Origin of the sequence: Mesorhizobium sp. M0243, from assembly GCF_040321775.1 — a bacterium.
Lineage (GTDB): Bacteria > Pseudomonadota > Alphaproteobacteria > Rhizobiales > Rhizobiaceae > Mesorhizobium.
Window position 1 is genome coordinate 1 of record NZ_JAMYSF010000041.1, and the last position, 26,678, is coordinate 26,678.

The window sequence follows — 26,678 nt, forward strand, 5'->3', positions numbered from 1 at the left end:
CGCCTGGCAGAAACTCCTCGCAGCTTCCGAGACCATCACATCAATCGGGATGCGCCAATGGGCCCATGTCGGTCAAACCCCATGAGTCTTGGTATCAGTCGTCGGCGGAGGGCAAGCGAAAAAATCTGAAAAGCCTAAATTCCTCCGCTTTCAGGCGTCACGATTGAATGTCAACACATGTCGTATCATATCGACTTTCTAAGCTGATTGCGGCGGCTGCATCCGCCGCCGGCGGCGACACATTGAAAGCGGTCAAGGCGCGTGGCGAGCTGCTTTGCCTCGGCGACAACGGCAGCTGCCCGCCTTTCGCCGAATCGAGACTTATCTGGCGCTCCGCCGTGCCACTGATTCGCAAAGCTGAATACAGAATAACTGCTCAGGTGCTTTGCCGCCTTTGCGACCGCGTACGCGCTTGCCTTTTCGCGGGCCAACGGGGTGATGGGCGTTTCTTTTTCATCGACCTGAAAAAAGTTGACAAGTAACGACAATATGTCGACATTACTGGCGACATCGAAGTTGACCACCCGTGCGACGAGCGGCGGTCTGCGACTTAAGGGCCTTGGACTGGCTCGTGACGGATAACGAAATTAGGAGAAGAAGGTTTATATGAACGACAAGAATGCGGCGGTTGAGGTCGAGGTGCGCGACCACGTGTTGATCGAGCTCTCGGATGGGGTCCGGCTCTCGGCTCGGATCTGGTTGCCTAAGGTCGATCAGCCTGTGCCGGCGTTGCTGGAGTATATCCCTTACCGCAAAGGCGACGTGACCGCACCGAGCGATGCGCCGCGTCATAGCTGGTATGCCGCCCATGGGTATGCGTCGGTCCGGGTTGACATGCGCGGCTCGGGTGACTCCGAGGGTCTGATGAGCGACGTGTGCACCGCGCAGGAGATTGCCGACGGGGTTGAGGTGATCAACTGGCTGGCCGCGCAACCATGGTGCAACGGCCGGGCGGGCATGTTCGGCATCTCGTGGGGTGGCATTAGCGCTTTGCAGGTGGCCGCGCTCGCTCCAGAGCCACTGAAGGCCATCGTCACGGTCTGCTCCACGGACGACCGCTACGCCAACGAAGTGCACTACTTCGGCGGCGCAGTCAGCGACGCGATCAACTGGGGCACAGGCGCGCTGAAGAACACCGCCCGTCCACCGGATCCGACCCGCGTCGGACCGGCGTGGAAGGAGCAGTGGCTGCAGCGCCTCCAGGCGCTCGAGCCGTGGTCGTCCACCTGGCTGTCGCATCAGGAGCGCGATGACTACTGGAAGCACGCAAGCGTGTGTGAGGACTACGGTGCGATCAAGGCGGCGGTCCTCGCCGTGGGCGGCTGGGCCGACTCCTTCCGCGACACTGTCTTCCGGCTGCTCGAGAATCTCTCCAGCCCGGTCAAGGGCATCGTCGGGCCCTGGGCGCACCAGTACCCGGACATGGCGCACGATCCCGGACCGGCGATCGGGTTCCTCCAGGAGACACTGCGCTGGTGGGACCGCTACCTCAAGGACGTCCCAACGGGTGTGGAGGACGATCCGGCGCTCCGTGCCTACCTCCAGGACGCGGTCCCACCCGCCACCCGCTATGCCACGCGCCCCGGTCGGTGGGTGACCGAACCCTCCTGGCCCTCACCGAACGTCACCACGCGCACCATGGGGCTCGGCGACATGTTCTGCCGCGACGCTATCGGTGTGGACCTGGTACCGGTGGACACGCCCCAGCACTGCGGAATTGACGCGGGCCGCTTCATGCCTGGCGGCGGCCCGGCTGATTTGCCGCCGGACCAGCGCGAGGAGGACGGCCGATCAGTGTGCTTCGACACCGCGCCCCTGACACAACCGGTCACCGTGCTCGGTATGCCAGCAGCGAAGCTGCGCCTGCATGCCGACGGGGCGGCGGCCAACCTGATCGTGCGGCTGTGCGACGTCGCACCGGACGGCGCGTCGACGCTCGTCACCCGTGGCTGCTTGAACCTCCAGCGCCATGAGGGAATGGACCGCACCGTCGACCTGCCGCCCGGATCCGTCGTGGACGTGACCGTACCCATGCTCGCGATCGGCTACGAGGTTCCGGCTGGACACCGCATCCGGCTCAGCGTCTCCACGGCCTACTGGCCTTGGGTGTGGCCGCACCCGGTACCGGCGCGGGTCGCGCTCGACCCGGCCGGTAGTGAGGTCGTCCTGCCGGTGCGAGGTGCCGACGCGCCGTCCGAACCAGTCCGCTTCGAGCCGCCCGTGCAAGCCGACCCGTACCCGGCTCGGTCGGGTGAACGCCAGGTGCACTTCAACCCGGAAACCATGGAGTGGCGGCTCACCCTCGATCCAAATGAGAGATGCAGCCTAACCTTTCCCGATGGCCTGCAGTACGAGCATCGAGAGTTGATGAGCTACTCGATCCGCTCGGACGATCCGGCAAGTGCGCGATGCGATTCAGAGTGGTACGTGCGGTTGCAACGACCGGGGTGGGACGTCGAGATCAGCGTCACAGGCACCATGCAACTGGAGGACGACAATTTCGTCACAGAGTACGAACTGGCGGCCACACTGGACGGAGAGCAGGTTCATCAGCGCAGGTGGCATGACCGCACTCCGCGAGCAAACCCGGGGGAAATGATGAATTGACCGCGCCCCGCACCCGCCAAGACCGCCAGCGGTAGCCCAGCGCCTGTGCATCCCCGATTGAACGCTAGACGGTATGACGTGACCGGTGGTCGTTGAAGCCGGTTGCGGCCGGGGCGTCGCTCACAAGATTCGTGGGTTGCCGGGCGGGGGCTGCCTACTTGGCCTATCCACCGTTTGTGGGAGGCCCCGGGCGTGTGCCGAGCGTAGGAGTGTGAGTTGTGTGCGTCAAGTTCTGCAAAATGGCGTGGCATTGCGGTGACGTCGGCGTGTCCGCCGCGCAGCCCCCGTGTTTAGCGGAGCGGCGGACACATAACGGTGCTCAGGCGGCCAAGGCCCTCAGGCTCTCCTTCTTGTGCTCGCGCAGATGATCCATGTTGAGATAGCGGGTCGCCTCGAGCCAGTTCTCGTGGATCTCCACCGCCAATGCCCGAACCAGCCGCAGACAGCTCCGCGGGTTGGGGAAGATGCGAACGACCAGGGTGCGCCGCTTGATCTCCTGGTTCAGCCGCTCCAGCATGTTCGTAACCGGTATGATCATGACGGTGCCATCCGATCCCCGCTGGAGATGAGCGATTTTCGGCGTATGGTGCGACCATCCGGGACAGGGGCACCGGGAGCACGCCAAGTGCGGGCAGGCCGATGTATTCGATGAGCTGCGAGCTCGCGTTAGTAGCTGGCCGCCCCTGCGACCTGCCCGGTTGCGCCGAGAGCGCGGATCCGTAGGTGTCGCGTCGCCCGCCGGCTCCCGACTGTTTGAGGAGAGGGAGCCGATGAGACGTGTGATTGGAATGGACATCCACCGCACCTTTGCGGAGGTGGTGGTTTGGGAAGACGGCCGGCTGCGCCATCACGGACGGGTCGACATGACCCGCTCGGGACTGGAAGGGTTCGGCCGCAGTTTGCGACGGACGGATGAGGTTGTCGTCGAGGCCACGGGCAACGCCATGGCGGTGGTGCGGGTTCTGTCGCCCTATGTCGGCCGGGTGATTGTCGCCAACCCGATGCAGGTGAAGGCGATCGCCCATGCCAGGATTAAGACCGACAAGATCGATGCCGGCGTTCTGGCGCAGCTCCATGCCAGCGGCTTTCTGCCGGAGGTCTGGGTACCTGACGAGCGGACCGGGCGGCTTCGTCGCCTCGTCGCGCGGCGCAACCAGGTAGTTCGGCATCGCACGCGCGTGAAGAACGAGGTGCATGGCATCCTGCAGGCGCACCTAGTGCCGAAGTGCCCGCATGCCGATCTGTTCAACAATCGCGGTCGCGCCTGGCTCGAGCGGCAGGTGCTTCCCGACGACGAGCGGGCCGCCATCGCTCGCCACATCCGCGAGATTGACCGCCTGGCCGAGGATCTGGCCGACCTCGATCGCGACATCGCCCGGGAAGCGATTGATGATGTGCAAGTCCGGCGGCTTCAGACGATCACCGGCGTCAATGCCATCGTCGCGAGCGGTATCATCGCCGCCGTCGGCGATATCCGGCGGTTTCGCGAACCGCAGAAGCTGGTGAGCTACTTCGGCCTCAATCCGCGTGTGCGCCAATCCGGTCTTGGCTTGGCGCAATATGGCCGGATCAGCAAACATGGTCGTTCCCATGCCCGCGCCATGCTGGTCGAGGCCGCCTGGGCGACGGCGAAGGCGCCCGGACCGCTCAGGGCCTTCTTCCTACGCATCCGTAACAAGCGCGGCCATCAGGTCGCAGCCGTGGCACTCGCCCGCAAGCTCGCCGTGTTGATCTGGCATCTGCTGACAAAGGAGCAGGACTACTTCTGGGCTCGCCCGGCGCTGGTGGCGGCAAAGCAGAGGCAGCTCGCTCTCAAGGCCGGCGCGCCGGGCGAGCGCGGTGTCGGTCGCCGCGGTTCGGCTTACGCCTACAACGTGAAGGAGTTGCGAAACAGCGAGAAAGCCGCGGCCGAGAATGCCGAACGTGCCTACGAGCTAATGGTTCGGCATTGGCGGTCACGAGTGCCGAAGCGGCGCACGGACGCCACAAACGAGGAACGACTATAACGGCTGCGTGGCGGCACTCTCATCCTCTCGCACCACTCTTTGCCACGTGGTCGTCCGTGCCGGACAAATATAGCACAAGGAAATGTGGCGGCACGACCGACGCCCTCGGTCCGCTCCAGAATGGCGCCGTGCTCGACGCAGTCAAGGCGTGGCCTGGAAACCTCGCAGCCGGCCGTGGCGCCATCGCACCGGCCAGCCTTGACTGCGTCTCGACACGCTCGCGTGGGAAATCCTGTGGGCCGGGACGAAGAAACAGGCTCACCTGAGCCGAACAAAGAAACGCAACAGGAATCGAAAAAGTCGAAATCAGGGTTGTCGATGTCATCCGTCGACTTCATGTGCTTGTGGTGAGCTAGCGGCAGCCGATAGAAGCTCAGCGTCTCCTCGATGTTGTCTTCCACCCAGTTGACCAGCTTCGGGTATTTGGACTGCCATTTGGCGATCCACTGCGCCAGGTCGCGTTTGACCTCGGCAAGGTCGCGCCGGTCGTAGAACCATCTGAGCTCCATCAGGCAATCGTCGTCGACCTTGCGCGGCACGTAGTCGAGCGCGTTTCTAAGGAAGTGCACGTAGGGGCTGTTGAATAAGCCTGCTTTTCTGCCGGTTGACTCGCATCGGGAGGCTCTGATCTCAGAACTGCCGGTATGCCGTCTCAGAGCTCGTTGACGGGTTCCAGGGGGAGTATAAGCATCACCAAACCCAGAAAATGGGCAAGCAAAGCGGCCGCCAGTCGCTTCAGGTTGACCGCCGCCGCGGTGAGATAGGCCTGAATTTTCATGTTGCCGAGACCGCGCCGGACCGCCCGGGCGAGGCCGTGCCAATTCTTGGCCTCGCCGTGATAGCCTTCCGAGCGCCACCTGTGGCGCTGATAGAGCTGCTTGTCCTCTTCCGACCATCGCTCGCGGCGCCTGCGCGCCCGCAACAAGGCCGGATAGTCGTCGCCCAGGATGACCGCCTTGTTGACCCGCCCTTTGGACAAGCAGATGGAAGCAAGATCGCAGCCGACACAGTCTCGGGCGCGCGAGTAGAAGAAGCGCCCGTGCTTTACCCGCCGGGTCGGGCGCAGGATCTTGCCGCGCAGGCATTTGAGGACGTCGTGCTTGGCGTCGTAGCGGAAGCGGCGTAGCGGTACGGGACTTCGGATCGGCTCAGCCTTGGCCGGGATCAAAGCTTCGATGGCGCGAGACTCGAAAGCTCCGTAAACCTTGCATAGGCATAGCCGGCATCGGCAGTGACGGTGCTGACGGAGAGCCCCGTCGCCTTCATCGTGGCATCAATCCGCTCGACGATCATCTGCCCTTCGTTGATCTCGCCCGTGGTCACGGCAACATCCAGAACCACGCCGCGCAGATCATCAACGACGGCATGTTGCTTGTAGGCAGGCTCCAGCCGGCGATTGCGGCCATTGGTGGCCATGCTGGCATCCGGGTCGGTGACGCGCAGACCTTCTTGAACTTCCCGGTCTTGCGGCTCCTTTTGAGAGCGGCCTCAGCATCCTCGTTCACCGACCTCACAGCCTCGATATGGCGCACCGCCAGGCTGTCCCAACTCACGTCAGCTCGGATCAGTGAAGCATCGACATGAACCACCTCGCCCTTCGCGATCTTTGCCTCGATGCAGGCCTGGACGCTGCGCTCGAAAATCCGGCGGAACCGATCCTCGCCCCAGCGCTGGCGGATGCGTGTCAACGAGGAATGATCCGGCAGCGCTTCATGCAGGCCATAGCCGACGAACCACCGGATGGCGACGTTGACCTGCGCCTCGCGCATCAGCCGGCGATCGTGCACAATCCCGAGCAGGAAGCCGGCGAGCATCAGGCGAACTGCGACCTCGGGATCGATGCCCGGGCGACCATTGTCATTGCAATAGAGATCCGCGACGTCGCCGTGCAGCCATGACAGATCAAGCACACGGTCGACCTTGGCTAGAACATGGTCATCGGGAACAAGTTGTCGTAGCGAGCCGGTCATGAACAATTCGAGCTGATCCCGCTCTTTCCGGCCGAGCATCGCGAATCCTCCGGCGAATCAACGATTGCTCATTTGAATCAGTGGCAGAGGACTTATTCAACAGCCCCACGTAGCAGCGCTGCCAGACCGCTTCGAGCAGCACTTCGCGGATTGCCGCCCTGAGCCCCGGATGGTCGTCGGAGACGACGAACTCGACGCCGGCGAGCCCGCGATTCTTGAGCCCCGTCACGAACTCGCGCCAGCTCGAATGGCTCTCCCGGTTGGCCAGCTCCACGCCCAGAACCTGGCGCCGGCCCTCCCAATCCACGCCGATCGCCACCAGCACCGCCTGGCTGGCGATCACGCCCGCCTCGCGAGCCCGCTCATAGCGCGCGTCCAAGATGAGATACGGATAGCTTTCCTCGAGCCGCCGCGTGAAGAACGCCTTGAGCGCCTCATCCAGCCGCATCGTCGCCTCGCTCACCGTCGAGGCCGAGAAAGAGTGGCCGCACAGTTCCTCCGTCACCGCCTTCACCTTGCGGGTCGAGACGCCCTGCACGTACATCTCGACCAGCGCCGACACCAATGCCTTCTCCGAACGCTGGTAGCGCTCAACTCCGTCGAGAACCGGCCAGCCCGATCCTGCGGAACGCGAAGCTCCAGCACCCCGACCCGCGTCACCAGCTTGCGCTCGTAATAGCCGGACCGGTAACTCGTCCGCTCCGCCGTCCGCTCGCCTTTCTCGGCCCCGATCGCCTCCGTCATCTCGGCTTCAAGAACCTCCTGCACGACACTCTGCAATGCCTGGCGAAAGCCGTCCTCATCCGACAACAGCAACGCTTTCAACTCGCCTCTGCTCAGTCTAACGTCTCGATTGGTCATGGCACTTCCCCTTCCACGGGAATCGGTGATCGCAACGTCACCACCGTGCCATGGCCGCTCGCCCCTCAGAGCAAGCCCCGTTCTCTCTCCAAAACTTTTTGCAGAACCTTCAGCACATCTGTGGACGCCCCCGTGAGCGCAAGAAGAATCTTCGAAAGGCAGTATAGCGGCGCGTAGTCGGGTGCTGACATCTGTCCGGCCTCTGATGCGGCCTTCCATTTGCCGCCGGCCCGTACGGGAGTTCGCCGATCGGATCCATATCACTACCGCGCGCTCGAAGCGCTCTGTGCTGAACTGGTTTTTTTCCGATCCGTCTCTCATCGACTGTCGCGCCATACCTCTCCGTGTGACCTTCCTACACCTGCGACGACCTCAGACCGAGCTGCTATGCTGCCACGGCCGGAGCCCTGTAGGTCCCACCTCTTGCCATGAGCGCCCAGACGATGCGGGCCATCTTGTTGGCAAGAGCGACGACCACAAGCATTGGCGGCTTGCGGGCGAGCATGCGCCCAAGCCACGATCCTTTTCGAATGCCTCGCCGACGAGCATGACGCACGACAGCGCTCGCTCCGATGATAAGCAGGCGCCGCAAAGTACGCTCGCCCATCTTCGATGTTGCACCGAGCTTCTGTTTACCGCCGGTTGAGCGTTGCAGCGGCGTCAGGCCCAGCCAAGCGGCGAAGTCGCGCCCCTTTCGGAAGATTGCGGCGCAAGGCGCCAGTGCAACCAGAGCCGTTGCCGTTATCGGACCAACGCCGGGGATTGTTGCCAACCGCCGCACGTCTTCATCCTCTCGGGCACGCCGTGCAATCTCGGCATCGAGCTGCTTGATCCTTTCCTCCAGCGATCTCAGCGTATCGACCAGCATGGTGAGGGCCAGGCGGGCTGCTTTTGGCAGATCGCCCTCAGGATCCTCTACCTTTTCCATCAGCTTGGCGGTGTGAGAAGGGCCCTGGGCAACGACCAGTCCATATTCTGCGAGATGGCCGCGCAAGGCGTTGATCGTCTGGGTGCGCTGCCGCACCAGCAGATCACGAGCCCGGAATACGGCCGCACTCGCCTGCTCCTCCTCACTCTTCACGGCGACAAAGCGCATGGTCGGCCGCTGCGCGGCCTCGCAGATCGCCTCGGCATCGGCGGCGTCGTTCTTCTGCCGCTTCACGAAAGGCTTCACATAGGATGGCGGGATCAGACGAACGGTGTGCCCGAGCTTGCCGATCTCGCGCGCCCAGTGATGCGCCCCAGAACAGGCCTCCATGGCGACCAAGCAGGCCGGCTGCCCAGCGAGAAATGCAAGCACCTTGTCGCGTCGCAGTTGCTTGCGGAAAACAATGGCGCCCGCCGCATCGGCTCCATGCGCCTGAAACACATTCTTCGCTAGGTCCAACCCGATCGTGTTAACTTCCATTGTGGATGCTCCCTCTCTTACGGTGGCTGTCAAACACCACCATTCTGGCACATCAATGCCGTCGAGGGGGCGTCCACATGGGGTAATCGCGGGAGCGACGCGCCCTGGAACCGATCATAGCCTTGGAGGGTGGCTGTTCCCCGATAAGATGGAAATACGGGCTCACGACTGGACGCCGGGCCCAGCATCAACGGAGAACAGCCATGGAAGAATATATCGGTCTCGACGTGTCGATGAAAGAGACGGCAGTGTCGATCCGCCGTGAAGGCGAACGGATCTGGCGCGGGAAGTGCGCATCTGATCCCAGGATCATTGCCGAGCTTGTCCGCAAGCGGGCGCCGGCCGCAAAGCGCGTCGTGTTCGAAACCGGCCCGCTGTCAGTTTGGTTCTATCATGCGCTGCGCGCCGAGGGATTGCCAGCCATCTGCATCGATGCGCGCCATGCCAAAGCCGCTCTCGATATGGCGGCGAACAAGACGGATGCGAATGACGCCGATGGTTTGGCGCGTCTTGCTGAAGCAGGATTCTTTCGCGAGGTGCGCGTGAAAGGCTTCGACAGTATGTTGACCCGCACGCTCGTGGCAGCACGCACTCGGCTGGTCCGGATCACCGTCGAGCTTTCCAACCAGATCCGAGGGATCATGAAAACGTTCGGCTTGCTCGTTCCCGCCGGTAAGGGAACTACATTCGAAAAGAATGTCCGGAGCCTTCTTATCGATCAGAGCGAGCTTGCTCCTGTCGTCCTACCGATGTTGGAAGCCTGGCGCAGCATTCGCATCCGTGCCGCCGAGCTTGGGCGCCAGCTTGTCGCAGATGCACGTCAAAGCCAAGCATGCCGCATACTCATGTCGATCCCCGGCATCGGCGCCATTACCGCAACCTCTTTCGCCACTGCCATTGAAGATCCGGGCAACTTCAAGAAGTCCCGCTCTGTTGCCGCTTGGATCGGCCTGACAACTCGCGCTACCAATCGGGAGAAGTCGATTATGACGGCCATATATCCCGACGCGGCGATCGACATTTGCGGGGACTTCTCTATGAGGCTGCGGCGGTCATCCTGACACGCAGCTCGATCGACAGCAGCCTGCGCACGTGGGGCCTCAAGCTCCGGGAGAGGGTTGGCTTCAAACGAGCTGCCGTGGCTGTGGCGCGCAAACTGGCGGTGATAATGCATTCGATGCTCAAGACCGGTGAGTTCTTTGATCGAAATGCAGGCGCCACAGCATGAAATCTTGCGAATAGCGTTCAGGATCTGAGCGCCTGAGACGTCCCTGCCGGGACGTGAGCCGAGCCATTCCGCTGATGGGGTTGCACCGCTGTCTCAGCAAAGTGCGTCGTCCACATTGAAGGCTCGTCCGCGGAGCTCCATCATGCGGCGACTGATGTCGACCGCGAAGACAACCATGCACCCGGCAGCGTCGTCTCGACGCAATTACATGCTTGACGTCCCAGCGGCGATTAGACAACACCATCACTATCGGAGTGTGGGGCTCGACGTGCACGCCAGGTCGGTGGTTGCAACAGCGTGTGCTGGACGCGGAACTTGAAGCCCATTATCCGCTGCAGTTCCGCATGTCGTGCAAGGTCCTGGCTCAGCATGATGCGCTCCCCGGCCAAGGCTGGGCGATCTGAAGCAGCATATTGACGTCTACCTTCGCGTAATGGGCGGTCGTGTCGACCGATCGATGGCGAAGCACGGTTCCGATCGTGTCGAGCGTGGCGCCAGCCAGCAGCATGGCAGTCGCTGCGGAATGCCGGAGCAGATTGGCGCCTCTGGAAGGAGCTTCGTCGATGCCCGCCCTCTCAAGCGCGAGTCTGACAATGCTTGAGACGCTCGAACTCGCCAGTGGCTGATGCGGTGCAACGGTCCGCAGGAAAATCTGCTCGCAGGCGGCGTCTGGACGCGCTTCTCGCAGGTAATCGATGATCGCGTCGCCGGCGGCCTGGGGCAGCGGAAGCCGGATCTCGCGGCGTCCTTTGCCGCGGACACGTAAGGCTTCCTCCCGCCAGTTGATGTCGTCGAGGCGCATGTCCCGAACGTCACCGGCACGTAGGCCGAGACGCGCGAGCAGCAGCAGGATCGCACAGTCGCGGATGCCCCGCGACGTCGTGACATCGCACGATGCGATCACCCGATCTACTTCCGCGGTAGAGATGTAGCGCGGCAATGCCGATAATCGCCATTGCGGGACCGCCGGGATGGCCTGATCAAGGCCTGGTTGGCATAAGCCTCGGACAGCGAGATATCTAAGGTAGCCCCTCAGCGCCATCGTCATCGTCTTGAGGTAGGCCCGCGAGCTTCGTTGGGCCTCGTCAAGGACCACTTGCCGAATGAGACCGGCATCGTACAGCTTTGGATCACGACCGAGAGCGGGAAGCAGCCGCATGACCATACGGCCATGGCGGCAAATGGTGCGTTCGGAAATCCCCCGGTGCCGTCTCAGCCAGGTTTGGAATGCAAGGATCTGGTCGTCATGGGCGCGCGGCGTATCCTGCCTCAAGGCATTACCACCCCGCATTCCGCTAGAAAGCTCACAAACCGCCGCGCTCGGTTCACGTATTTGGCGGAGAGATAATCGGCTCGGCGGATGCCGGGACAGCGGCATCGATGCCGCGCAGAGCGGCGAACGGCATCGTCATCAACTGCAGCGACGGCGATCTTTGCGCCGCAACCAACGGGGTCATGGGCGATTCTTTTTCATCTACCTCAAAAACCAGTTGACAAGTCACGACAATATGTCGACATATTAGCGACATCGAAGCTGACCGCCCGTGAGACGACTTTCCCAAGCTTGCTCCGTACGTTACGCAGACGGAATATCAAATGCGTTTACTCAACTGAGTGGCACCGCCAACGGCGGTCTGGGACTTTCAGGGCCTTCGACTAGCTCGTGACGGATAAAATTAGGAGAAGAAGGTTTATATGAACGGCAAGAATATTGTGCAGGCGTTTGAGACTTCAGAATATAGAGCTCGCCTGGATAAAGTCAGTGCTTTGATGTCAGATGCTGGAATGGACGCGTTGCTTGTCATCTCACAGTCAAATCAGTACTATCTCCTGGGACACGATTCCGCTTCTAGCCAGCCGCAGGCTTTGCTCGTTACGTTGGATGACGATCCGTTTTTTATCTTGCGCAAGATGGACGCCGACACAGCAGCCGACGCCGGATGCTGGCTTCCGCAGGACCGGGTTATCGGATATGCCGAAAGTTACGTAGGCGGCTCCGAAGGCGCCAGTGGGTGGGAACCGATCGGGCGGTTCGTCAAGGACAAGGTGGGAGCGTCTGCGCGTATTGGCGTCGAACTATCTCGGCTGGGCCTGTCCGACTACCCGAAGCTTGTCGGCGCATTGGGAGGCCAGGAGCCGCGTGATGGTGACGGCCTGGTATCGGCATGTAGGCTGGTCAAGTCCGAGCGTGAGCTGTTTTATATGACCGAAGCGGCCGCCATAGCAGACCGGGCGATGCTTGCTGGCATGGACAAGATCGCCGTCGGCATGAGGCATTGTGAGGTGGCGGGCACACTCATGTCGGTGCTCTGCGCCGGGACCGAGAGCATTCCCGGCGGACCGCCGTCGTGGCCCCCTCACATCCGTGGTGGCGAGTTTGCCAACGCGCCACACCAAGCGTGGATGGACGACGTATTTGCGGCGGGGCAGCAGTATTATCTGCAGTGTACCGCTAGCCGGCGACGGTACGAGGCTCCAATCACGCGGATCGCTCATATGGGCCCGGTTACACCACACCGGAAGCGTCGGCATGAGGGTGCCATGGCGGGATTCCACGCTGCCGTCGGCGCGATGCGCCCGGGCGCGACGTGCAGTGATGTCGCGCGCGCATTCCAAGCGGCTATTCGGCCGTACGGCCTCACGAAGGAGGGGCGCATGGGCTACTCCACTGGTATTGACACCGTTGATGGCCCGAGCTTGGCGACCAACAACGATACCGAGCTCGTGGCCAACATGACTTTCCACTTCGAGTCTAATTTCATCGAGCGCGGTGAAATCTACCTATTGGCCGACACGGTCCGGGTTACCGAAGATGGTGGGAAGCTGATGAGCACCGTCCCGCACGCCCTTTTCGAGCGCCCAGCATGAAGCGCCTGAGCAACGACAACTCGCTCAACAGAGTCGGCGATTTGCGACCTTTCTTGCTGAAGTAAGCCGCGGAACCGCTGACGAGCCCTCCTTTAAACGTGTAGCCTTACGGGGGTAGCAGAGGCCCATGACTACTTAAAGTAGATTATCGATACACTGCCAACATTTGAGTCAGGATACCTGCAACATGACGCTCGTCTCGATACCCAACCTCGATCTCGTCGTTTCGCCAGTCGACAACAATGTGCACTGGAATCTGGCAAACTATCGCCGGCAAGGTTTTCAGAACCTGCACACCATCGGTCGTTACGTTACGTCGTTTCGTTCCCAACGCGTGCTTCCGTTTAGGAAAGATATCGACTGGACTATTGGTGAGCGACCAGACGTCGCCCGGTTCCTGTCGGCACCCCATTTCTCCGGATTCGTTGTGGCGCGTGACGATCGCGTCCTATACGAATCTTATGCTTCGGACTTCGGACCGGACAGGCCGCATGCCACCATGTCAATCACAAAGGTGACCCTGAATATCATGCTCGGCCGGTGCGTCGCAGATGGCCTTCTTGATCTCGACCGACGGGTCAAAGAGTATTTACCCGAGATCGGGACGGGCTACGGAGAGGCGACTGTTAGGGCAGTAGCCGACATGAATGTCGTCAACAACTATAGCGAGAGCAGTAACGTTCCTGGCGCTACTCCCTGGTTTTCCGTGGAGGCCGCTGCAGGTTTGCGTTCGCCACCCGATGACGGGATAGAGTTGACGATCCGCTCGGTCCTTCGCGGCATCACCGGAGACGATCTTGTCAACCGAACCGGTCACCTGATTTACAAGACTGCTAGCACCGAACTGCTCGGCTGGATCGTCGAGCGGGTGAGTAAGCGGCCTCTCAGCAGTTGGCTCATCGAGATCGTGGAGGGGGCAGGCCTTGAGGGCTCGTTCCATATCGCTTGCGATCCCGAGGGTGTACCGTTGCTCGGTGGCGGCGCCTCTCTTTCTGCCCGCGATCTCGCGCGCGTCGGCCTACTCTTCGCGCGTAGAGGTAAAGGTGTTGACGGACGTAGTGTCGCCGATGCCGCCTTCATCGAAGAAACACGCCGAGATCCAGGACCTCCTTGGCCAAAGCCGCGAGAGGGGATGTACTATAGCCGGCAGACGACGACCAACGGCACTTGGATCGGCCACGGGGGCTTTGGGGGGCAATACCTGCTCGCTAACCCCGATACCGGCATCGTGGTGGTCTATATGGCCGTCTTCGAAAACCACAGCGGCGATAGTGGGGAGTTTTACCCCCCTTTAATCCACATGATGGCCGACCTAGCAGCAGATGAAGGGCCGACCTTGCAGCATCGGATTAAACAGGACACATCTGGGACCTAGTTGGCGCGGTGCTTGTCCTGGTTGTGGTGGCGAGCGCGATTTTTGGTCCGCTCATCATCACACATGAAACTATCCGCATTATGGTGGGGCCTCGTTTGGCAGGCCCTGCAGCAGATTTTCTTCTTGGCACGGGTCAACTCGGCCGTGACACTTTTCCCTTACCTCATGGGCGTCCGCGTCCCGCTGAGGTGGTGGGACAATTGGCTTAACGGCGAGCCCGCCCACAGTATGGAGGGAGAGCCCTCAGCGCGAGCTGTCGAGCACGCACAGAGACGCCGAATGGATCGGGTTGAACGACCTGGGGCCGCATTTTGTGCATCCGGGCGAGTTCGGCTACTATGAAATCGTCGCAACCGAGGTCGGGAAAGCCTATTTCCCGGAACGGCTGCACGTCGCGGAGGCGCACTATCACCAATTCGAGATTCCGGCCGGCGCCGACCTCTTGGCCAAAGGCGAGCTATTTGAGCACCAAGCATTCCGTTACGGCGAGAAGGCCTTTGGATTCCGAGGCAAGTCCCTCCGTGTTTCGCCGATGGCAGCAAGACCCGGGAAAATACGTTAGACCAGGCGCCCAGGACCGTGCCAAGCAGGACAGGCTGATGAACATCCATGACGCCGCGCAACATGCTTGGTTCATGGAGTTCCTGCGCTTTTTCGAGCCGGCCGTGGAAGCTGCCTGTTTGACTAAGCGCCGGTCGTCAGCGGGTGGAAAAAATGGTGGCCTGTAAGCCAAATGAACGGCCGTTCTCAACTGCGGGGTCCGGGTTGATCCGGGGCGTGGGAGTAGACTGGCGCGACACCGGCTTTTTGTGCATCGAACCGAATAACCATCGGTTTCTGACGGCCTGTCTGGTGACCTCTGCCTGCTAAGTCCCCGTTCATCCCCTGAGCCCGTAGTGATGTTCTACCGTTCGATTGAAGGACCCCTCAGATTCGCTTTCTTGATGGTCGACGGGATGTCCATGATGAGCTTCGCATCTGCGACGGAGCCCCTCCGTGCGGCAAATCGAGTGCTTGGACGCGAAGCCTTCGTTTGGGAATTATGTACAGTCGACGGTAGTCCGGTCACCGCTTCCAACGGGGTGGTGTTCAGCGGGGCACGCGTGGACGGCGTGCTTGCACGATCCCATGCCCTGTTCGTTTGCGGCGGTGTGCGTGTAGATCGGTCTGATCAAAAGCCGTATCTAACTTTGTTGCGTCGCGCTGCGCGCCTTGGTGTCATGCTGGGAGCGCTGTCGACCGCCAGCTATTTGCTTGCAAAAGCGGGTTTGCTGGATGGCTATCGATGTACTATCCATTGGGAGAACCGCAGCGCGTTCGAGGAGGAATTTCCAAACATTCGAATGAGTTATTCCTTGTATGAACTTGATCGAAATAGGCTCACTTGCTCTGGCGGCACGGCCGCGATGGACATGATGCTGCATATCATTGCTGACCGATACGGTCTGGATATCGCACGCGCTGTTGCCAACCAATTCCATCATGAGCGAATTCGCGACGCGCAAGAGGATCAGCAGGGCGGACGATTGCAGCAATTCGGCGCGCTCCCGCCGCCGATGCAGACCGCAATCCGAGCAATGCAAGAAAATATCGAGTCTCCGATCGGAATAAAGTATCTTGCTACTCATGCGCGAGTTAGTCCGCGACAGCTTGAGCGTCAGTTCAACATCCACCTCGGGATCAGTCCGGCCCGCTACTACCTGTCGCTGAGGGTAGAAAGGGCGCGGGAACTTTTGATCTACACAGAGCAGCCGGTAACAGACATCTCTTTGGCGGCTGGGTTCGGCTCAGCGTCGCATCTGTCCCGGTGGTTTCGAGAGTTTTACAACATACGCCCTATGGACCTACGTAGGAGTGCGAACTTACGTTCAGCTTACACAAAATCCCGAATTCCTGAACACTCAGAAGCCTTGGCGGCCGACCGCGATGTCAAGAAGAAGCCAAGTTAGACAGCCTCTACACAGGCCGAGTGGAGAGTGCTGATCGATCCAAACGGACGCGCTCCTCTTTGCCGTCCGGGCATGCCCCAGTTATTGATGAGGCCAAAAGCTGGAGCTTCTCCAGCGCATGGAGGCGGGCGAAATCGTCAGCAAGTTAGCAGATGAAGTTGGTATCAGTCGCCAACGACTTTACGAGTGGCGTGATCATGGTAATCTGAAGTCACGTCGGCGTGGCCGGCGATCGTGGTCGAGTAGCTCAGCCATTCGGCTTTCGCCCTCACAGATCCGGGCGGGCGGATTTCCCGCACCCGGCTCTTCCCAAGGGTAACCCGCGTTATATCCGTGCCTGCGCCCAAGTTCGAGTGATGCGCGTAGTTGGCAGGGGGAAGCGCGCCGTCAGGGTCTCGAACTCCGACCAGCCCATGCGCCGGCTTTTCTGGCTGCGCCGTCTCAGACACTGTAGCCATATCCGGCGGCATTTGCCGATGGAATCCGTTGAGCGCTGGGTAGTTGTGCGGCCTGCCGTAGTAGCCGTAATGTCCACGCAGAACGGCGGCGAACCACCTGTGTGCGTATTCCAATGATTCCGGACGGTGATTCCGAGACGAAACCGGACACCTATTCCGATAGAATACCGGACGCGATTCCGAGGCGAAGCCGGACGGCTTAGAGCGCCTCTGGGTCTCTTTCGATAATTGTCGACGAACTCGTTTTCGGTCAAGCGGGAGTTGCGTCTGGGACTGGCAGGACCTTGTGTTTGCGCATGCTTTCCCCGGAAAGTTCGATGCGATAGGCGTTATGAACAAGGCGGTCGAGAACGGGTGATCCACGGGAATTTGACTTGTGAGGATGGTGGAACGCTTCTCGTAGCGATCCTCGACGATTTCCAGGAGATCGCGGCGTTGTTCGTCGTTGAGCTTCTCCGGCCCCCAATCGTCTAAAATAAGCAAGTCCGTTTTGGCCAGGCTCTTGAGCAGCTTCGCGTAACGGCCGTCTCCGCGGGCAAGGGCGAGCGAGGCGAAGAGGCGCGGCACACGGTGGTACGCGACCGAGAGATCCTCGCGACATGCCTTGTGGCCGAGCGCGCAGGCCAGCCAGCTTTTCCCGACGCCAGTCGGACTGGGCTCATAATGCCCGTTATCAGGATGGCGAGGCAAAGAAGATTGTCCGTTACGCCTTTCATCCACGTTCGGGCGGGGAGATTTTCGTCACAGGCCGTCAGCGTTATTGCGGTGAGCCGGCCTATGTCGGGCGACAACCGGATGGCAGCCTGGCGCTGATTCCGATCTGGATGACGGAAGAGATCGCCCTGACGATGGCGGTTCGCGAGGCGCCCCGTTTTCCCCTTTCATGCCTGCGCGACCTGCGCCGCGAGATCGATGCATGTCTACGTTTTCTGCAGAGCGACTCACGCCAGCCAGGAGACGACCATGCAGCGCAGGCAATGCCGACCCGACCAGCAAAGCCGCGCGACAAGGAGCAGGCATCACGATGCACCTTGTTGGAGTGGTTGAGCGACAATTAATCTGGGCGGACGACCACCATATCGACTGCCGGTGCCCTTTTCGAGTCTGACGTTTTTGCCCGGCGGTTCGTACAAGTATCGGTGGTTGGTGGCGTATCGATGGCGCTTGAGAATGCCCTTCGCCCGAGTTGGTGAACAGTCGAGACGCACACACCAAGCTGCTGGGCTACTTCCTCGCCGGTGAGCATGCCGCTCTCCCGCAGCCGTTCGTACCGGCTCTTCAATCCGTAGGTGCGGCGCACGAGCATGACCTTCTTCAGCGTGAAGGGTTCGCCGCGCCAGTTGCGATACCCGAGTTCATTGAGACGGGCGGCGATCTGCCGGTCGTTGGCGGTCTCCAGCAGCTCGTTCATCAACGACACGACCTGTGCCGGCGTCTTGCGTATCACTGACATTGGCCGTGGTCTGGTCACCGACAGACTCTGCGTGCGCCCGCCGCGCCAAGGGATATGGATGTTGACCTGCGCGTCGACGAGCAGCGTCACATCCTCGATGAGAAGGCCGAGCATGCGCTTGCGTTCGACAACACCGGTGCGCTCGTCGTTCCAGATGCGCGGGAAATCGGCGGCCAGCGCCCTGATGCGCTCCTGCGCTGGCTCGTCCAGCAGCGAGCGGTCGGCCTCGTTCTGGCGCTCGTGCTCGCGCTGGAGTGCATCGAGGTCGCGCAGCCGTGCGTTCCAGTCGGCTTCCAGCGCGTCGGCGACCAGGCGGTTGTCCGGATCGACCTTCAGGTAGCGCCGGCGGGCCAGTTCAGCCTCATAGCGGGCGCGTTGCAGCTGCGTGTCGCGCAGCGCGGCGGACTGCTCCACGCGGTGGGTGATCTCCTGCTGCACGGCAAGCGCGACATCGATCGCTGCCGGCGCCATCGCCTCCAGCAGTAGCGCGCTGACTGCCTCGTCGACCGGAGCGCCGCGCACCCATTGGCAGTGCTTGCCGGCGTGTCGCACGACGGCTTCGTTGCAGACATAATACCGGCGCAGCCGCCCCTCGAATGGCTCGTAATGGACCCGCATGCGTGCACCGCAGCGGCCGCACAGTAGCCGTCCCTGCAACAGACCGCTGCCCTGGCGGGGCATGCGTCCACGCAGGCCAGGTGAAAAGCCGGCGGCGTTCTGTTCAGGGTTGTCTGATTCCGCTCATACTCGGCCCAGGATGTAGCCTTCGTGGGCTTCGGGAATAAGCACCTGCCAGTCGGATCTCTCCACGCGCAGCTGCACGGACTTGAGCCTGGCATTGTAGGCGGTGCGCGTGCGCCCATAGGCGAACGCGCCGGCATATCGCGGGTTGTGCAGAATCTGGAGCACGCGGGAATGGTCGATCTCGCTCCACAGGACGTCGCCCTTGCCGATGCCGCGACGGATACGTCGGGGAAAGAGGATCTTTCCGCCGCGCAGGCGGCGAACGACGGCGCAGACCGAGCCGGTCTCGCGGAAGGTGTCGAACAGGAGCCGCACCGTGTCCTGGATCTGTCGGTCGGGATCGAGCACGACCCGCGCGTCAGGAGTGTAGACCAACCCGATCGGCAACGGCATCTCGAGCTCGCCGCGGCGCGCCTTTTGAGAATGCCGCCTTGCAGCCGCGACTTCAGGATGTGCAGTTCGGCCTCGCTCATCGTGCCCTTCGAACCCGCGACATACTGCCCAGCAACAGCCGCTTGAAGTCGTTGTCCAATATCCGCATCACCCGCATGCCGGCGCGCGCCTCACGGCGTGCGTCATCTCCTGTACGCCGGCGACGCCCACTTTGTCGTCGAACTGCCGGATGGCGGCCGGCTGCTGCTGCCGGCGTGGATGACCGAGACCGGCGCGGCGACGTCGCCGATGGTGGCCACGCCGCGGCTTTCCTTCGCCTGCCTGCGCGAGCTGCGCCGGCTTGTCGACGCGCAGGGCGTATCCTTGTCGCCATCGCTTGAAGCGATTCGCAACGATGGAGACGACGATGCAACAGCATGCCCAAAAGCGGCAACTCGATCTTCTCATGTTGGCGGCCGACGATGTCGTGCCCCGGCTGTTCGATCCAGTGAGGCGCGCGGAGATCGTGAGCCTGCTCAAAGCTCTCCTGAGCGATCGCCTCGCCCCGGTCAGAATACCGGAGGAGACGGACGATGACTAAAATCACTGCCGATCACCTGGCGCGCAGCGCCTATGTCTATATTCGTCAGTCCACCCCGGACCAGCTTGCCAACACCCCGAGAGCCGACGACGCCAGTACGCCCTGAAGACGCGCGCCCGCGCCCTCGGCTGGGTGAATGTGGTCGTCATTGACGATGATCTCGGCCGCTCGGGCGGCGGGACGGCGCGACCGGGTTTCGAACGCCTGCTGGCGGCGGTCGGCAGCGGCGCGGGCGCGGTCTTTGCCCTCGAGGCCTCGCGCCTGGCCCGCAACGGGCGCGACTGGCACACCCTCTTGGAGTTCTGTGCCCTGGTGGGCAGCCTGATCATCCAGCCTTGCCCGCGACCGCGAAATGGCTGCCCACGATGGCGTGAAACACGTGCCCGAGATCGCGTGAAATCGCCGCCCACATTCCGCGAAATGCGCAGCCTGTGCCCGTTTAACCCAATAATCGCCGGTCTCGTGCGCTTCCGGAACACGTACGCCGTGGTCGAGCGCGTTCTCGCGCCAACTTTCATACGCGGTCACATAGTCGAAGGTTGCCTGTGGCGACGGTTGAGTTAGCACGCCGCTATTGAAGACACCGCCGATCAGAATCGTTGTGCCGCGCCTTTCACAGGTCGGAAATAGCGCATCGAGCGCACTGTGATCGAGCAGCGTATAACATCCGGCGTAAGCGCGATTTTCCCTGCACGTTGACGCCGGCGCTTTTGACGGATGGCCTTCGAATTGGGAACGGTATCTGGTCTGATCAGGCTGCTGTTGCTTTGGCGAAGTTGAAGGGCAGCAGATCCTCGATGGCTGCGTTCTCGGGGCGCTGAGGTAGTTCAGTGAGGACGTGGCGCAGCCACGCTAACGGCTCGACGCCACAGGCGCGGCAGGTCAACATCAGGCTGTAGATGACGGCGCTGGCCCTGGCTCCGTCGACGGTATCGCTGAACAGCCAACTTTTCCGACCAGTGGCAAAGATTCTGATGTCACGCTCGAGAAGATTGTTGTCGATCGGCATGCTGCCGTCCTCGGTGTAACGAGTCAGATATCCCCATTGGTTCAGGGTGTAGGAGACGGCGTCGCCGAGCTTGCTGTCCGGCAAGACTTTTGGGGCGATGTCGTCGAGCCATGCCTTGAGAGCATGGAGGATCGGGACACTATGTTGCTGGCGGAAGCGGCGAATGCAGTGATCTCGCGTTTCGCCGTCATCGGGGATTTCGTTCCGCGCCTGCCTTTCAGCCCGATAGAGGTGTTCAAAGAACCGGAGCGCCTGTTCCGGCGGGCCGCCGCCTTTCTTCCTCGCCTTTAGGGCATCGACGAAGCGCCGCCTGGAATGGGCCATGCAGCCAAGATGCGTTGCCCCTTCCAGCGTGCGCCAGGCGGAATAACCGTCACTCATCACGATGCCGCGGTAATCGCCCAAGAAGGTCTGCGGGTGTATCTGGCCGCGACCCGGCTGATAATCGAGCAGCACGATCGGCTCGTCACTGTCGTGGCCGCTCCGGTATGCCCACATGTACGAGGTGCTGGTGGCCTCTCTGTCCATTTCCTTCAGCACCTGGACCGTGGTCTCGTCGCCATGGATGAGGGGCTGCGATCTGAGCCGCAGCTTCAGGGCGTCATAGATGCGGGCGAGATGCTTTTCGCTCGAGCCGATCACCCAGTGACCCAAAGCGCCACGGCTGACAGGAACGCCCGCGCGCTCGAAGGCCTGCGCCAGGCGGTAGAGCGGTGTGCCGTCGACGTATTTGTGAACGAGTGCGAAGGCCAGCGTCGAAGCCGTGGCGATGCTGCCCGGCAAGGGTTGCGCGGGCATCGGCGCGGTCACGACCGGCGTGTTGATGCCGGTACGGTCGCAATGACGGCAGATCCCATGGGGAGTGGATCGTGGCCCGCACTCTGGCAGAGTGGGCCATCGCAACTCGCTCTTTGGAGGCCCTTTCATGCATCTTTCGACCGCCGATCAATCCGAGCTACAAGCCGCTGTCCGCGTGGATCTTGGCGCAATCTTCGTCTCGCTGGAGCTGTCCAGATCGACCTGGCTAGTCACCTCGATTGTACCGGGCAGCGAGAAGATGTCGCGCCACATGGTCGCCGGCGGTGACAGTGCCGGGCTGCTCGTCTGCCTCACCGGGCTGCGCAGCAAGGCCGAGGCGCGCACCGGCACGCTTTATCCGTTGGTGGTGATCCAGGAGGCGGGGCTGGACGGCTTCTGGATCGACCGGGTGCTGAACCGCGAGGACTGGATCGAAAGTCACATCGTCGATGCGGCATCGATCGCGGTGTCGCGCCGCCACCGTCGCGCCAAGACGGATCGGCTCGATGGCGAGGCGCTGATCCGCGCCCTGCTGGCCGTCAAGCGGGGTGAGCCGCGCGTCTGCTCGATGGTCCGGGTGCCGACGCCCGAGAATGAGGATCGCCGCCGGACCAACCGCGAGCGCAAGGTGCTGGTCGCCGAACGGGTCGAGCACGTCAACCGCATCAAAGGCCTGCTCTTCAGCCACGGCATCCGCGACTACGAGCCTTTGCGCCGCGACCGCCGCGATCGCCTGGAAGAACTGCGGACCGGCGATGGCCGCGCCCTGCCGGCCCGCATGAAGGCCCAGATCGGCCGCGAGCTTGACCGTCTCGAATTGCTGCTCGGCCAGATCAAGGCGGTGGAGGCCGAGCGCGACGCGCTGCTCGCCGCGATGGCGGTGGACGCCTCGACGCCGGCGGCGATGTTGCTCAAGCTGAAGGGCATCGGGCCGGAATTCGCGACGATCCTCCACGCCGAAGGGCTGTTCCGGCATTTCAACAACCGAAGGCAGGTGGCCGCCTACGCGGGACTGGCACCTTCCCCATGGAAGAGCGGCAAGATCGATCACGAACAAGGCGTGTCGAAGGCAGGCAATCCGCGGCTGCGAACGACGATGGTCGAGCTTGCCTGGCTGTGGCTGCGCCATCAGCCGGCCTCGGACCTGGCCCGCTGGTTCAGCGAACGGGTGGCGCGCAACGGCGGCCGCCTCAAGAAGGCGATGATCGTCGCGCTCGCCCGCAAGCTGCTGGTGGCGCTGTGGAAATACGCGACCGCCGGCGTCATCATCGAGGGAGCCCTCATGAAAACCGCATGACCGCTTCCACCACCCTTTTCCTCCATTCCGCAAAGGCCTGATCAGCCTTTCGGATCCCAGGTGGGCGAACCGAAAATATGCATGGCCTCAACAGCCGATCGGCAGAATGGTTTCGTCTTCCTGAGCCTGCGCCCGCCGCAAGCGGGATATTGGTGCTGCCGCCCAGGAGCGGCGACCGCATGTGAGGTGGATGAGGCCCGGCGACCGGGCCGCGTCACGTGATCAGGCTCAGACCTTGGACCGAAACTGCGAAGGAGGAAAATCACACTTGACCATGTAATCCCCATGTGAAGCATATTTGAACCGCACATTCTGCGACCTTCGCCTTCACCTCGATATGAAGTTGCTCGGTAACGGCCTCGCCCATGCGATGCATCTGGTGACGGCAGCAAGGACAAGCCTTCTGATCGTCGGGAAGGTCATACTCGACGCGCTCGCGCGGCAGGTTTTCCGGCAAGGCCTTGCGGCCGCGCTTCTTTCCCGTCGCCCCTTCGCTCGCCGGCAAGCCCGTGTCCGGCAGGACAACGACGCCGCCATCTTCGTTGTCGGCGGCGTCCTCATCCGCGGCCTGTTCGGCTTCATTGAAGAGGCGGTCAATGTGCTTTTCACTGCGCGGCGCAAAACGATGCAGTCGTGCAAGCGCCAGCTCTTCCTCGAGTTTGACGACGCGTTCGGTGAGTTGACGGTTCTGCGCCTGCAGCGCAGCAATACGCGCCATCAACGCTTCAACAGTCGGTTCGCCGGGTCGATTCATCAGATTCTTGAATCGAAAGCATGCCGCCGCGTCAACCGCTCAATTCGAGAGCCCTCAACCCGCAACCTGATATTGCCGCACCGGATGGCGGACCATCGCATCGATGTCGATGCCGTCGAGGATCCAGTGCAATTGCTCGGTCGTAAGCGTGACCACCGCTGCCTCCCGGCGCGGCCACCGGAACTTGTCCTCGGTCAGCCGCTTCATTACCAGCACAAAGCCCGACCGATCGAAGAACAGGAGCTTCATCCGGTCGCGACGGCGATTGCAGAATGCAAAAACCGCCGGAGCAAACGGATCGAGCGCCATCGTCTCTTGGACCAGAACCGCAAGGCTGTTGATGCCGGCCCGGAAGTCGATCGGCTCGCGGTGCAGGTAGACTTTCAGGTCAGCGCCCAGTCTGAACATGACCCAGTGCTCCGATGGTCGCCGTCAACGCATCCACATCACCGCATTCCAGCGTCAACTTCACGCCGTTCGGCAGCGACGCGCTCACCTTGGCTGGAGAGGAAAAAGGCGCTGTCCTTTTCGATGCCGACCTACGTGCCCCATCGCAAGTCCCCGGCAAATCCACCGCAGCCATGCTGCTCTGTCGCAGCAAGGCCCGATCGGAAGTGCTTTCAATCTGAACCGGGATGAACGCCGATGGTGGGGGCTGTGGGAGGGACTGGGTCTCCGCGCGCTTCTTTATCCACTTCCGAAGAAGGTTCGCATTGACCCCATGTTCGAGCGCAAGCCTCGAGACCGACACGCCAGGCTCAAGACAGGCCGAGACAAGACGGTCCTTCGATGCCGGGTCGTATCGGCGCCCGTCCCGACCGACAAGCCTCACCCGCAGTTTCTGCTCATCTTCTTCCATCACAAGGTGTCCACCTATTTTGGTGGACACCTCATGCATCAGAGCACTCAACAGCAAAAGGTGCGGGGAAATTCGCGCTTACCGTCCGGCTAGCAAGAAGATGTCCATCACGCCATCTTGTGCGAGGCGGGCAAGCATCGGATTCTGGTTCATGCCAGCACCGATCGCCTTGATGGTGCCGTCGCTCCGTAGCCGGTCGAGCGCCTTATAGGCGCCCTCTGGAGCTACCCCGATAAACGTTGGTCAGCATCGTGAATGAGCAGCATGTCGAAGCGATCAATTCCGGTGCGCCGTACACTATCTTCGATCGAGCGCATCACACGATACCCTCCGGCGAAGGCCGCCTTGCGAGAGGACGGCACGGTAGCGAGGCTGCGCTCTTAAGGTCGCCCTTACGAGCGAAGTTAGCAGCACAGCATGAGCCATGTGACATTATTGACCGGGCCGGAGCGTCGTCGTCGTTGGCGTGAAGAAGATCAGTGCCGGATACTGGCTGCGGCATTCGCGCCCGGGGCCACAGTGGCGGCGGTAGCGCGCCAGTACGATGTCGCGACCAGCCTGATCTACAAGTGGCGCCGCACGATGAGAGCCCGCGAGACGGGCTTTGCCGAAGTTGTCGTGGTTCCCGATGAGCCTGTCGCCGTTTCGCGGCCGGCGGCATCCCCAGCGGTGATCGAGCTGGAGGTCGCCGGCAAGGTGCGGCTGCGGATTCCGCTGACCACGCCACCAACACTGGCGGCAGCGATGGTGAAGGCGCTGGGCGTTTCATGATCCCGGTTCCGAGCCAGGTGCGGATCTGGTTGGCGGTCGGCCGGACCGATATGCGTCGCGGGATGCAAGGCCTCGCTCTGCAGGTTCAGGAGACGCTGGGCCGGGACCCGCATGCCGGCGATATTTATGTCTTCCGCGGCCGCAGCGGCAATCTGATCAAGATTATCTGGCATGATGGGCTCGGCATGTCGCTGTATGCAAAACGGCTCGAGAAGGGCCGGTTTCTATGGCCGTCGCCGGCGGACGGCACGGTTTCCATATCACCGGCGCAGCTCGCCTACATGCTCGACGGGATCGATTGGCGCAACCCGCTTCACACGTTCCGCCCGCAGCGCGCGGGCTGAGTTTTTCTTTGAGTTTGCGCCATTTTCCGCGAGTCAGCGGACGCGTTTTATGATTCACTCCAGGGCATGGTTGCCACCGCCCAGGATGCTGTTCCGGACGATATTGGCGCGCTGAGAGCAGCGCTGACCGCGGCGCTGGCCAGAGCCGAAGACGAGGCCGCGCGCGCTGCGCTGGTCGAGGCCGAACTGGCGGTCGCCAGGGCCAAGGCATCGGATGATGCGGCGCTGATCGCGCATCAGCATCTGACGATCCGGAAGCTGCAGCGGGCGCTGCATGGTCAGAGTTCTGAACGCTCAGCCCGCCTGCACGACCAGATGGAACTCACCTTCGAGGAACTCGAGAGCACCGCGACGGAAGACGAGATCGCCGCCGAACAGGCCGCGGCCCGGACCACCGAGGTGGCGCCTTACATGCGCAAGCGACCGGCGCGCCAGCCATTTCCCGAGCATCTGCCGCGCGAACGCGTGGTCGAGCCGGCGCCGGCCGCTTGCCATTGCTGCGGCGGTCATCGGCTGCGCAAGCTGGGTGAGGATATCACCGAGACGCTGGAGGTGGTGCCGCGGCAATGGAAGGTGATCCAGCACGTGCGGGAGAAGTTCACCTGCCGCGACTGCGAGACGATCAGCCAGGCTCCGGCGCCCTTCCACGCCACCCCGCGCGGCTGGGCCGGTCCCGGCCTGCTGGCGATGATCCTGTTCGAGAAGTTCGGCCAGCATCAGCCGCTTAACCGCCAGGCCGAACGCTATGCCCGCGAAGGCGTGTCGCTCAGCCTGCCGACGCTCGCCGACCAGGTCGGCGCCGGCGCCGCGGCGCTGATGCCGCTGTTCAAGCAGCTCGAAGCCCATGTGCTGGCCGCTTCGCGTCTGCACGGCGACGACACGACGGTGCCGGTCCTGGCCAACGGCAAGACCGATACCGGCCGATTATGGACCTATGTGCGCGATT

General features: G+C 62.0%; 19 protein-coding genes and 10 pseudogenes. 15 read left to right on the forward strand and 14 right to left on the reverse strand.

The window, feature by feature from the left end; genetic code table 11:
- Positions 1–185: 185 nt before the first annotated feature.
- Positions 186–524 carry a hypothetical protein gene (locus NKJ11_RS31320; RefSeq protein ID WP_352795019.1) on the reverse strand — a complete coding sequence of 113 codons (339 nt, stop codon included), beginning with the start codon at positions 522–524 and terminating at the stop codon, positions 186–188.
- An 82-nt stretch (positions 525–606) separates the two neighbouring features.
- Between NKJ11_RS31320 and NKJ11_RS31325 the strand changes: the two genes are divergently transcribed.
- A complete protein-coding gene (locus NKJ11_RS31325; protein ID WP_352795020.1) occupies positions 607–2,607 on the forward strand; it encodes a CocE/NonD family hydrolase in 2,001 nt (666 codons plus the stop codon).
- Positions 2,608–2,926: 319 nt separating this feature from the next.
- Here the strand turns inward: NKJ11_RS31325 and NKJ11_RS31330 are convergent.
- Positions 2,927–3,130, reverse strand: a pseudogene (locus tag NKJ11_RS31330) (transposase); the annotation flags it as partial.
- Between the two features lie 265 nt (positions 3,131–3,395).
- Here NKJ11_RS31330 and NKJ11_RS31335 point away from each other — a divergent pair.
- A complete protein-coding gene (locus NKJ11_RS31335; protein ID WP_352795042.1) occupies positions 3,396–4,613 on the forward strand; it encodes an IS110 family RNA-guided transposase in 1,218 nt (405 codons plus the stop codon).
- Between the two features lie 314 nt (positions 4,614–4,927).
- On the opposite strand, the pseudogene NKJ11_RS31340 reads toward NKJ11_RS31335, so the two are convergent.
- From NKJ11_RS31340 to NKJ11_RS31355, 4 genes and pseudogenes are all read right to left on the reverse strand, one after another.
- Positions 4,928–5,185: pseudogene (locus tag NKJ11_RS31340) on the reverse strand (transposase); the annotation flags it as partial.
- Positions 5,186–5,295: 110 nt separating this feature from the next.
- A pseudogene (locus NKJ11_RS31345) lies at positions 5,296–6,622 on the reverse strand (transposase); the annotation flags it as partial.
- Positions 6,549–7,780 (reverse strand): annotated as a pseudogene (locus NKJ11_RS31350) (IS256 family transposase). The pseudogenes NKJ11_RS31345 and NKJ11_RS31350, both read right to left, overlap by 74 nt.
- 49 nt (positions 7,781–7,829) lie before the next feature.
- Complete coding sequence (locus tag NKJ11_RS31355) at positions 7,830–8,852, reverse strand: IS110 family RNA-guided transposase (RefSeq protein ID WP_352795021.1); 1,023 nt, start codon at positions 8,850–8,852, stop codon at positions 7,830–7,832.
- Between the two features lie 203 nt (positions 8,853–9,055).
- Between NKJ11_RS31355 and NKJ11_RS31360 the strand changes: the two are divergent.
- A pseudogene (locus tag NKJ11_RS31360) lies at positions 9,056–10,080 on the forward strand (IS110 family RNA-guided transposase).
- 364 nt (positions 10,081–10,444) lie between these two features.
- Here the strand turns inward: NKJ11_RS31360 and NKJ11_RS31365 are convergent.
- Positions 10,445–11,353 carry a tyrosine-type recombinase/integrase gene (locus NKJ11_RS31365; RefSeq protein WP_352795022.1) on the reverse strand — a complete coding sequence of 303 codons (909 nt, stop codon included), beginning with the start codon at positions 11,351–11,353 and terminating at the stop codon, positions 10,445–10,447.
- A 422-nt stretch (positions 11,354–11,775) separates the two neighbouring features.
- Here NKJ11_RS31365 and NKJ11_RS31370 point away from each other — a divergent pair, with 422 nt between their 5' ends.
- From NKJ11_RS31370 to NKJ11_RS31390, 5 genes are all read left to right on the forward strand, one after another.
- Complete coding sequence (locus tag NKJ11_RS31370; RefSeq protein ID WP_352795023.1) at positions 11,776–12,948, forward strand: M24 family metallopeptidase; 1,173 nt, start codon at positions 11,776–11,778, stop codon at positions 12,946–12,948.
- A 187-nt stretch (positions 12,949–13,135) separates the two neighbouring features.
- Positions 13,136–14,323 carry a serine hydrolase domain-containing protein gene (locus tag NKJ11_RS31375; RefSeq protein WP_352795024.1) on the forward strand — a complete coding sequence of 396 codons (1,188 nt, stop codon included), beginning with the start codon at positions 13,136–13,138 and terminating at the stop codon, positions 14,321–14,323.
- Between the two features lie 289 nt (positions 14,324–14,612).
- The gene (locus tag NKJ11_RS31380; RefSeq protein WP_352795025.1) at positions 14,613–14,885 is read left to right on the forward strand and encodes a type 1 glutamine amidotransferase family protein; all 273 of its coding nucleotides are present in this window, start codon (positions 14,613–14,615) and stop codon (positions 14,883–14,885) included.
- A gap of 37 nt (positions 14,886–14,922) precedes the next feature.
- Complete coding sequence (locus NKJ11_RS31385) at positions 14,923–15,051, forward strand: hypothetical protein (protein ID WP_352795026.1); 129 nt, start codon at positions 14,923–14,925, stop codon at positions 15,049–15,051.
- A gap of 216 nt (positions 15,052–15,267) precedes the next feature.
- Positions 15,268–16,272 carry a GlxA family transcriptional regulator gene (locus NKJ11_RS31390; RefSeq protein WP_352795043.1) on the forward strand — a complete coding sequence of 335 codons (1,005 nt, stop codon included), beginning with the start codon at positions 15,268–15,270 and terminating at the stop codon, positions 16,270–16,272.
- A gap of 708 nt (positions 16,273–16,980) precedes the next feature.
- On the opposite strand, the pseudogene NKJ11_RS31395 reads toward NKJ11_RS31390, so the two are convergent.
- Positions 16,981–17,381 (reverse strand): annotated as a pseudogene (locus NKJ11_RS31395) (ATP-binding protein); the annotation flags it as partial.
- Between NKJ11_RS31395 and NKJ11_RS31400 the strand changes: the two are divergent.
- Positions 17,330–17,788 (forward strand): hypothetical protein, encoded by a 459-nt coding sequence (locus NKJ11_RS31400; RefSeq protein ID WP_352795044.1) that lies wholly within the window; start codon positions 17,330–17,332, stop codon positions 17,786–17,788. The pseudogene NKJ11_RS31395 and the gene NKJ11_RS31400 overlap by 52 nt on opposite strands.
- On the opposite strand, the gene NKJ11_RS31405 is transcribed toward NKJ11_RS31400, so the two are convergent.
- Both NKJ11_RS31405 and NKJ11_RS31410 read right to left on the reverse strand, forming a co-directional pair.
- Positions 17,785–18,801, reverse strand: a complete 1,017-nt coding sequence (locus NKJ11_RS31405) for a hypothetical protein (protein ID WP_352795027.1) — start codon at positions 18,799–18,801, stop codon at positions 17,785–17,787. The two genes, NKJ11_RS31400 and NKJ11_RS31405, sit on opposite strands and share 4 nt — an antisense overlap.
- A 123-nt stretch (positions 18,802–18,924) precedes the next feature.
- On the reverse strand, positions 18,925–19,320 hold the full coding sequence (locus NKJ11_RS31410; RefSeq protein ID WP_352795028.1) for a recombinase family protein: 396 nt from the start codon (positions 19,318–19,320) through the stop codon (positions 18,925–18,927).
- 406 nt (positions 19,321–19,726) lie between these two features.
- On the opposite strand from NKJ11_RS31410, the gene NKJ11_RS31415 reads away from it, so the two are divergent.
- Both NKJ11_RS31415 and NKJ11_RS31420 read left to right on the forward strand, forming a co-directional pair.
- On the forward strand, positions 19,727–19,900 hold the full coding sequence (locus tag NKJ11_RS31415; protein WP_352795029.1) for a hypothetical protein: 174 nt from the start codon (positions 19,727–19,729) through the stop codon (positions 19,898–19,900).
- A pseudogene (locus tag NKJ11_RS31420) lies at positions 19,893–20,230 on the forward strand (recombinase family protein); the annotation flags it as partial. The gene NKJ11_RS31415 and the pseudogene NKJ11_RS31420, both read left to right, overlap by 8 nt.
- Before the next feature lie 421 nt (positions 20,231–20,651).
- Here NKJ11_RS31420 and tnpC (NKJ11_RS31430) read toward each other — a convergent pair.
- Positions 20,652–21,758 (reverse strand): annotated as a pseudogene (tnpC, locus tag NKJ11_RS31430) (IS66 family transposase); the annotation flags it as partial.
- Between the two features lie 76 nt (positions 21,759–21,834).
- On the opposite strand from tnpC (NKJ11_RS31430), the gene NKJ11_RS31435 reads away from it, so the two are divergent.
- Positions 21,835–23,004, forward strand: coding sequence for an IS110 family RNA-guided transposase (locus NKJ11_RS31435; protein WP_352795030.1), 1,170 nt, complete (start codon positions 21,835–21,837; stop codon positions 23,002–23,004).
- A 291-nt stretch (positions 23,005–23,295) separates the two neighbouring features.
- Here the strand turns inward: NKJ11_RS31435 and NKJ11_RS31440 are convergent.
- The 3 genes and pseudogenes from NKJ11_RS31440 to tnpA (NKJ11_RS31450) form a co-directional block, all read right to left on the reverse strand.
- Positions 23,296–23,758 (reverse strand): annotated as a pseudogene (locus NKJ11_RS31440) (transposase domain-containing protein); the annotation flags it as partial.
- 54 nt (positions 23,759–23,812) lie between these two features.
- Positions 23,813–24,166: an IS66 family insertion sequence element accessory protein TnpB gene (tnpB, locus tag NKJ11_RS31445; RefSeq protein WP_352469379.1), complete on the reverse strand. Its 354-nt coding sequence runs from the start codon at positions 24,164–24,166 to the stop codon at positions 23,813–23,815.
- Entirely contained in the window at positions 24,147–24,617 is a 471-nt protein-coding gene (tnpA, locus tag NKJ11_RS31450) for an IS66-like element accessory protein TnpA (RefSeq protein WP_352795031.1), read from the reverse strand. The genes tnpB (NKJ11_RS31445) and tnpA (NKJ11_RS31450) overlap by 20 nt, the downstream gene beginning before the upstream one ends.
- A gap of 417 nt (positions 24,618–25,034) precedes the next feature.
- On the opposite strand from tnpA (NKJ11_RS31450), the gene tnpA (NKJ11_RS31455) reads away from it, so the two are divergent.
- The 3 genes and pseudogenes from tnpA (NKJ11_RS31455) to tnpC (NKJ11_RS31465) all read left to right on the forward strand — a co-directional run.
- Entirely contained in the window at positions 25,035–25,388 is a 354-nt protein-coding gene (gene tnpA, locus NKJ11_RS31455) for an IS66-like element accessory protein TnpA (protein WP_352795032.1), read from the forward strand.
- Positions 25,385–25,732 carry an IS66 family insertion sequence element accessory protein TnpB gene (gene tnpB / locus NKJ11_RS31460; RefSeq protein WP_023680052.1) on the forward strand — a complete coding sequence of 116 codons (348 nt, stop codon included), beginning with the start codon at positions 25,385–25,387 and terminating at the stop codon, positions 25,730–25,732. The genes tnpA (NKJ11_RS31455) and tnpB (NKJ11_RS31460) overlap by 4 nt, the downstream gene beginning before the upstream one ends.
- A gap of 66 nt (positions 25,733–25,798) precedes the next feature.
- Positions 25,799–26,677, forward strand: a pseudogene (tnpC, locus tag NKJ11_RS31465) (IS66 family transposase); the annotation flags it as partial.
- Position 26,678: the final 1 nt, after the last annotated feature.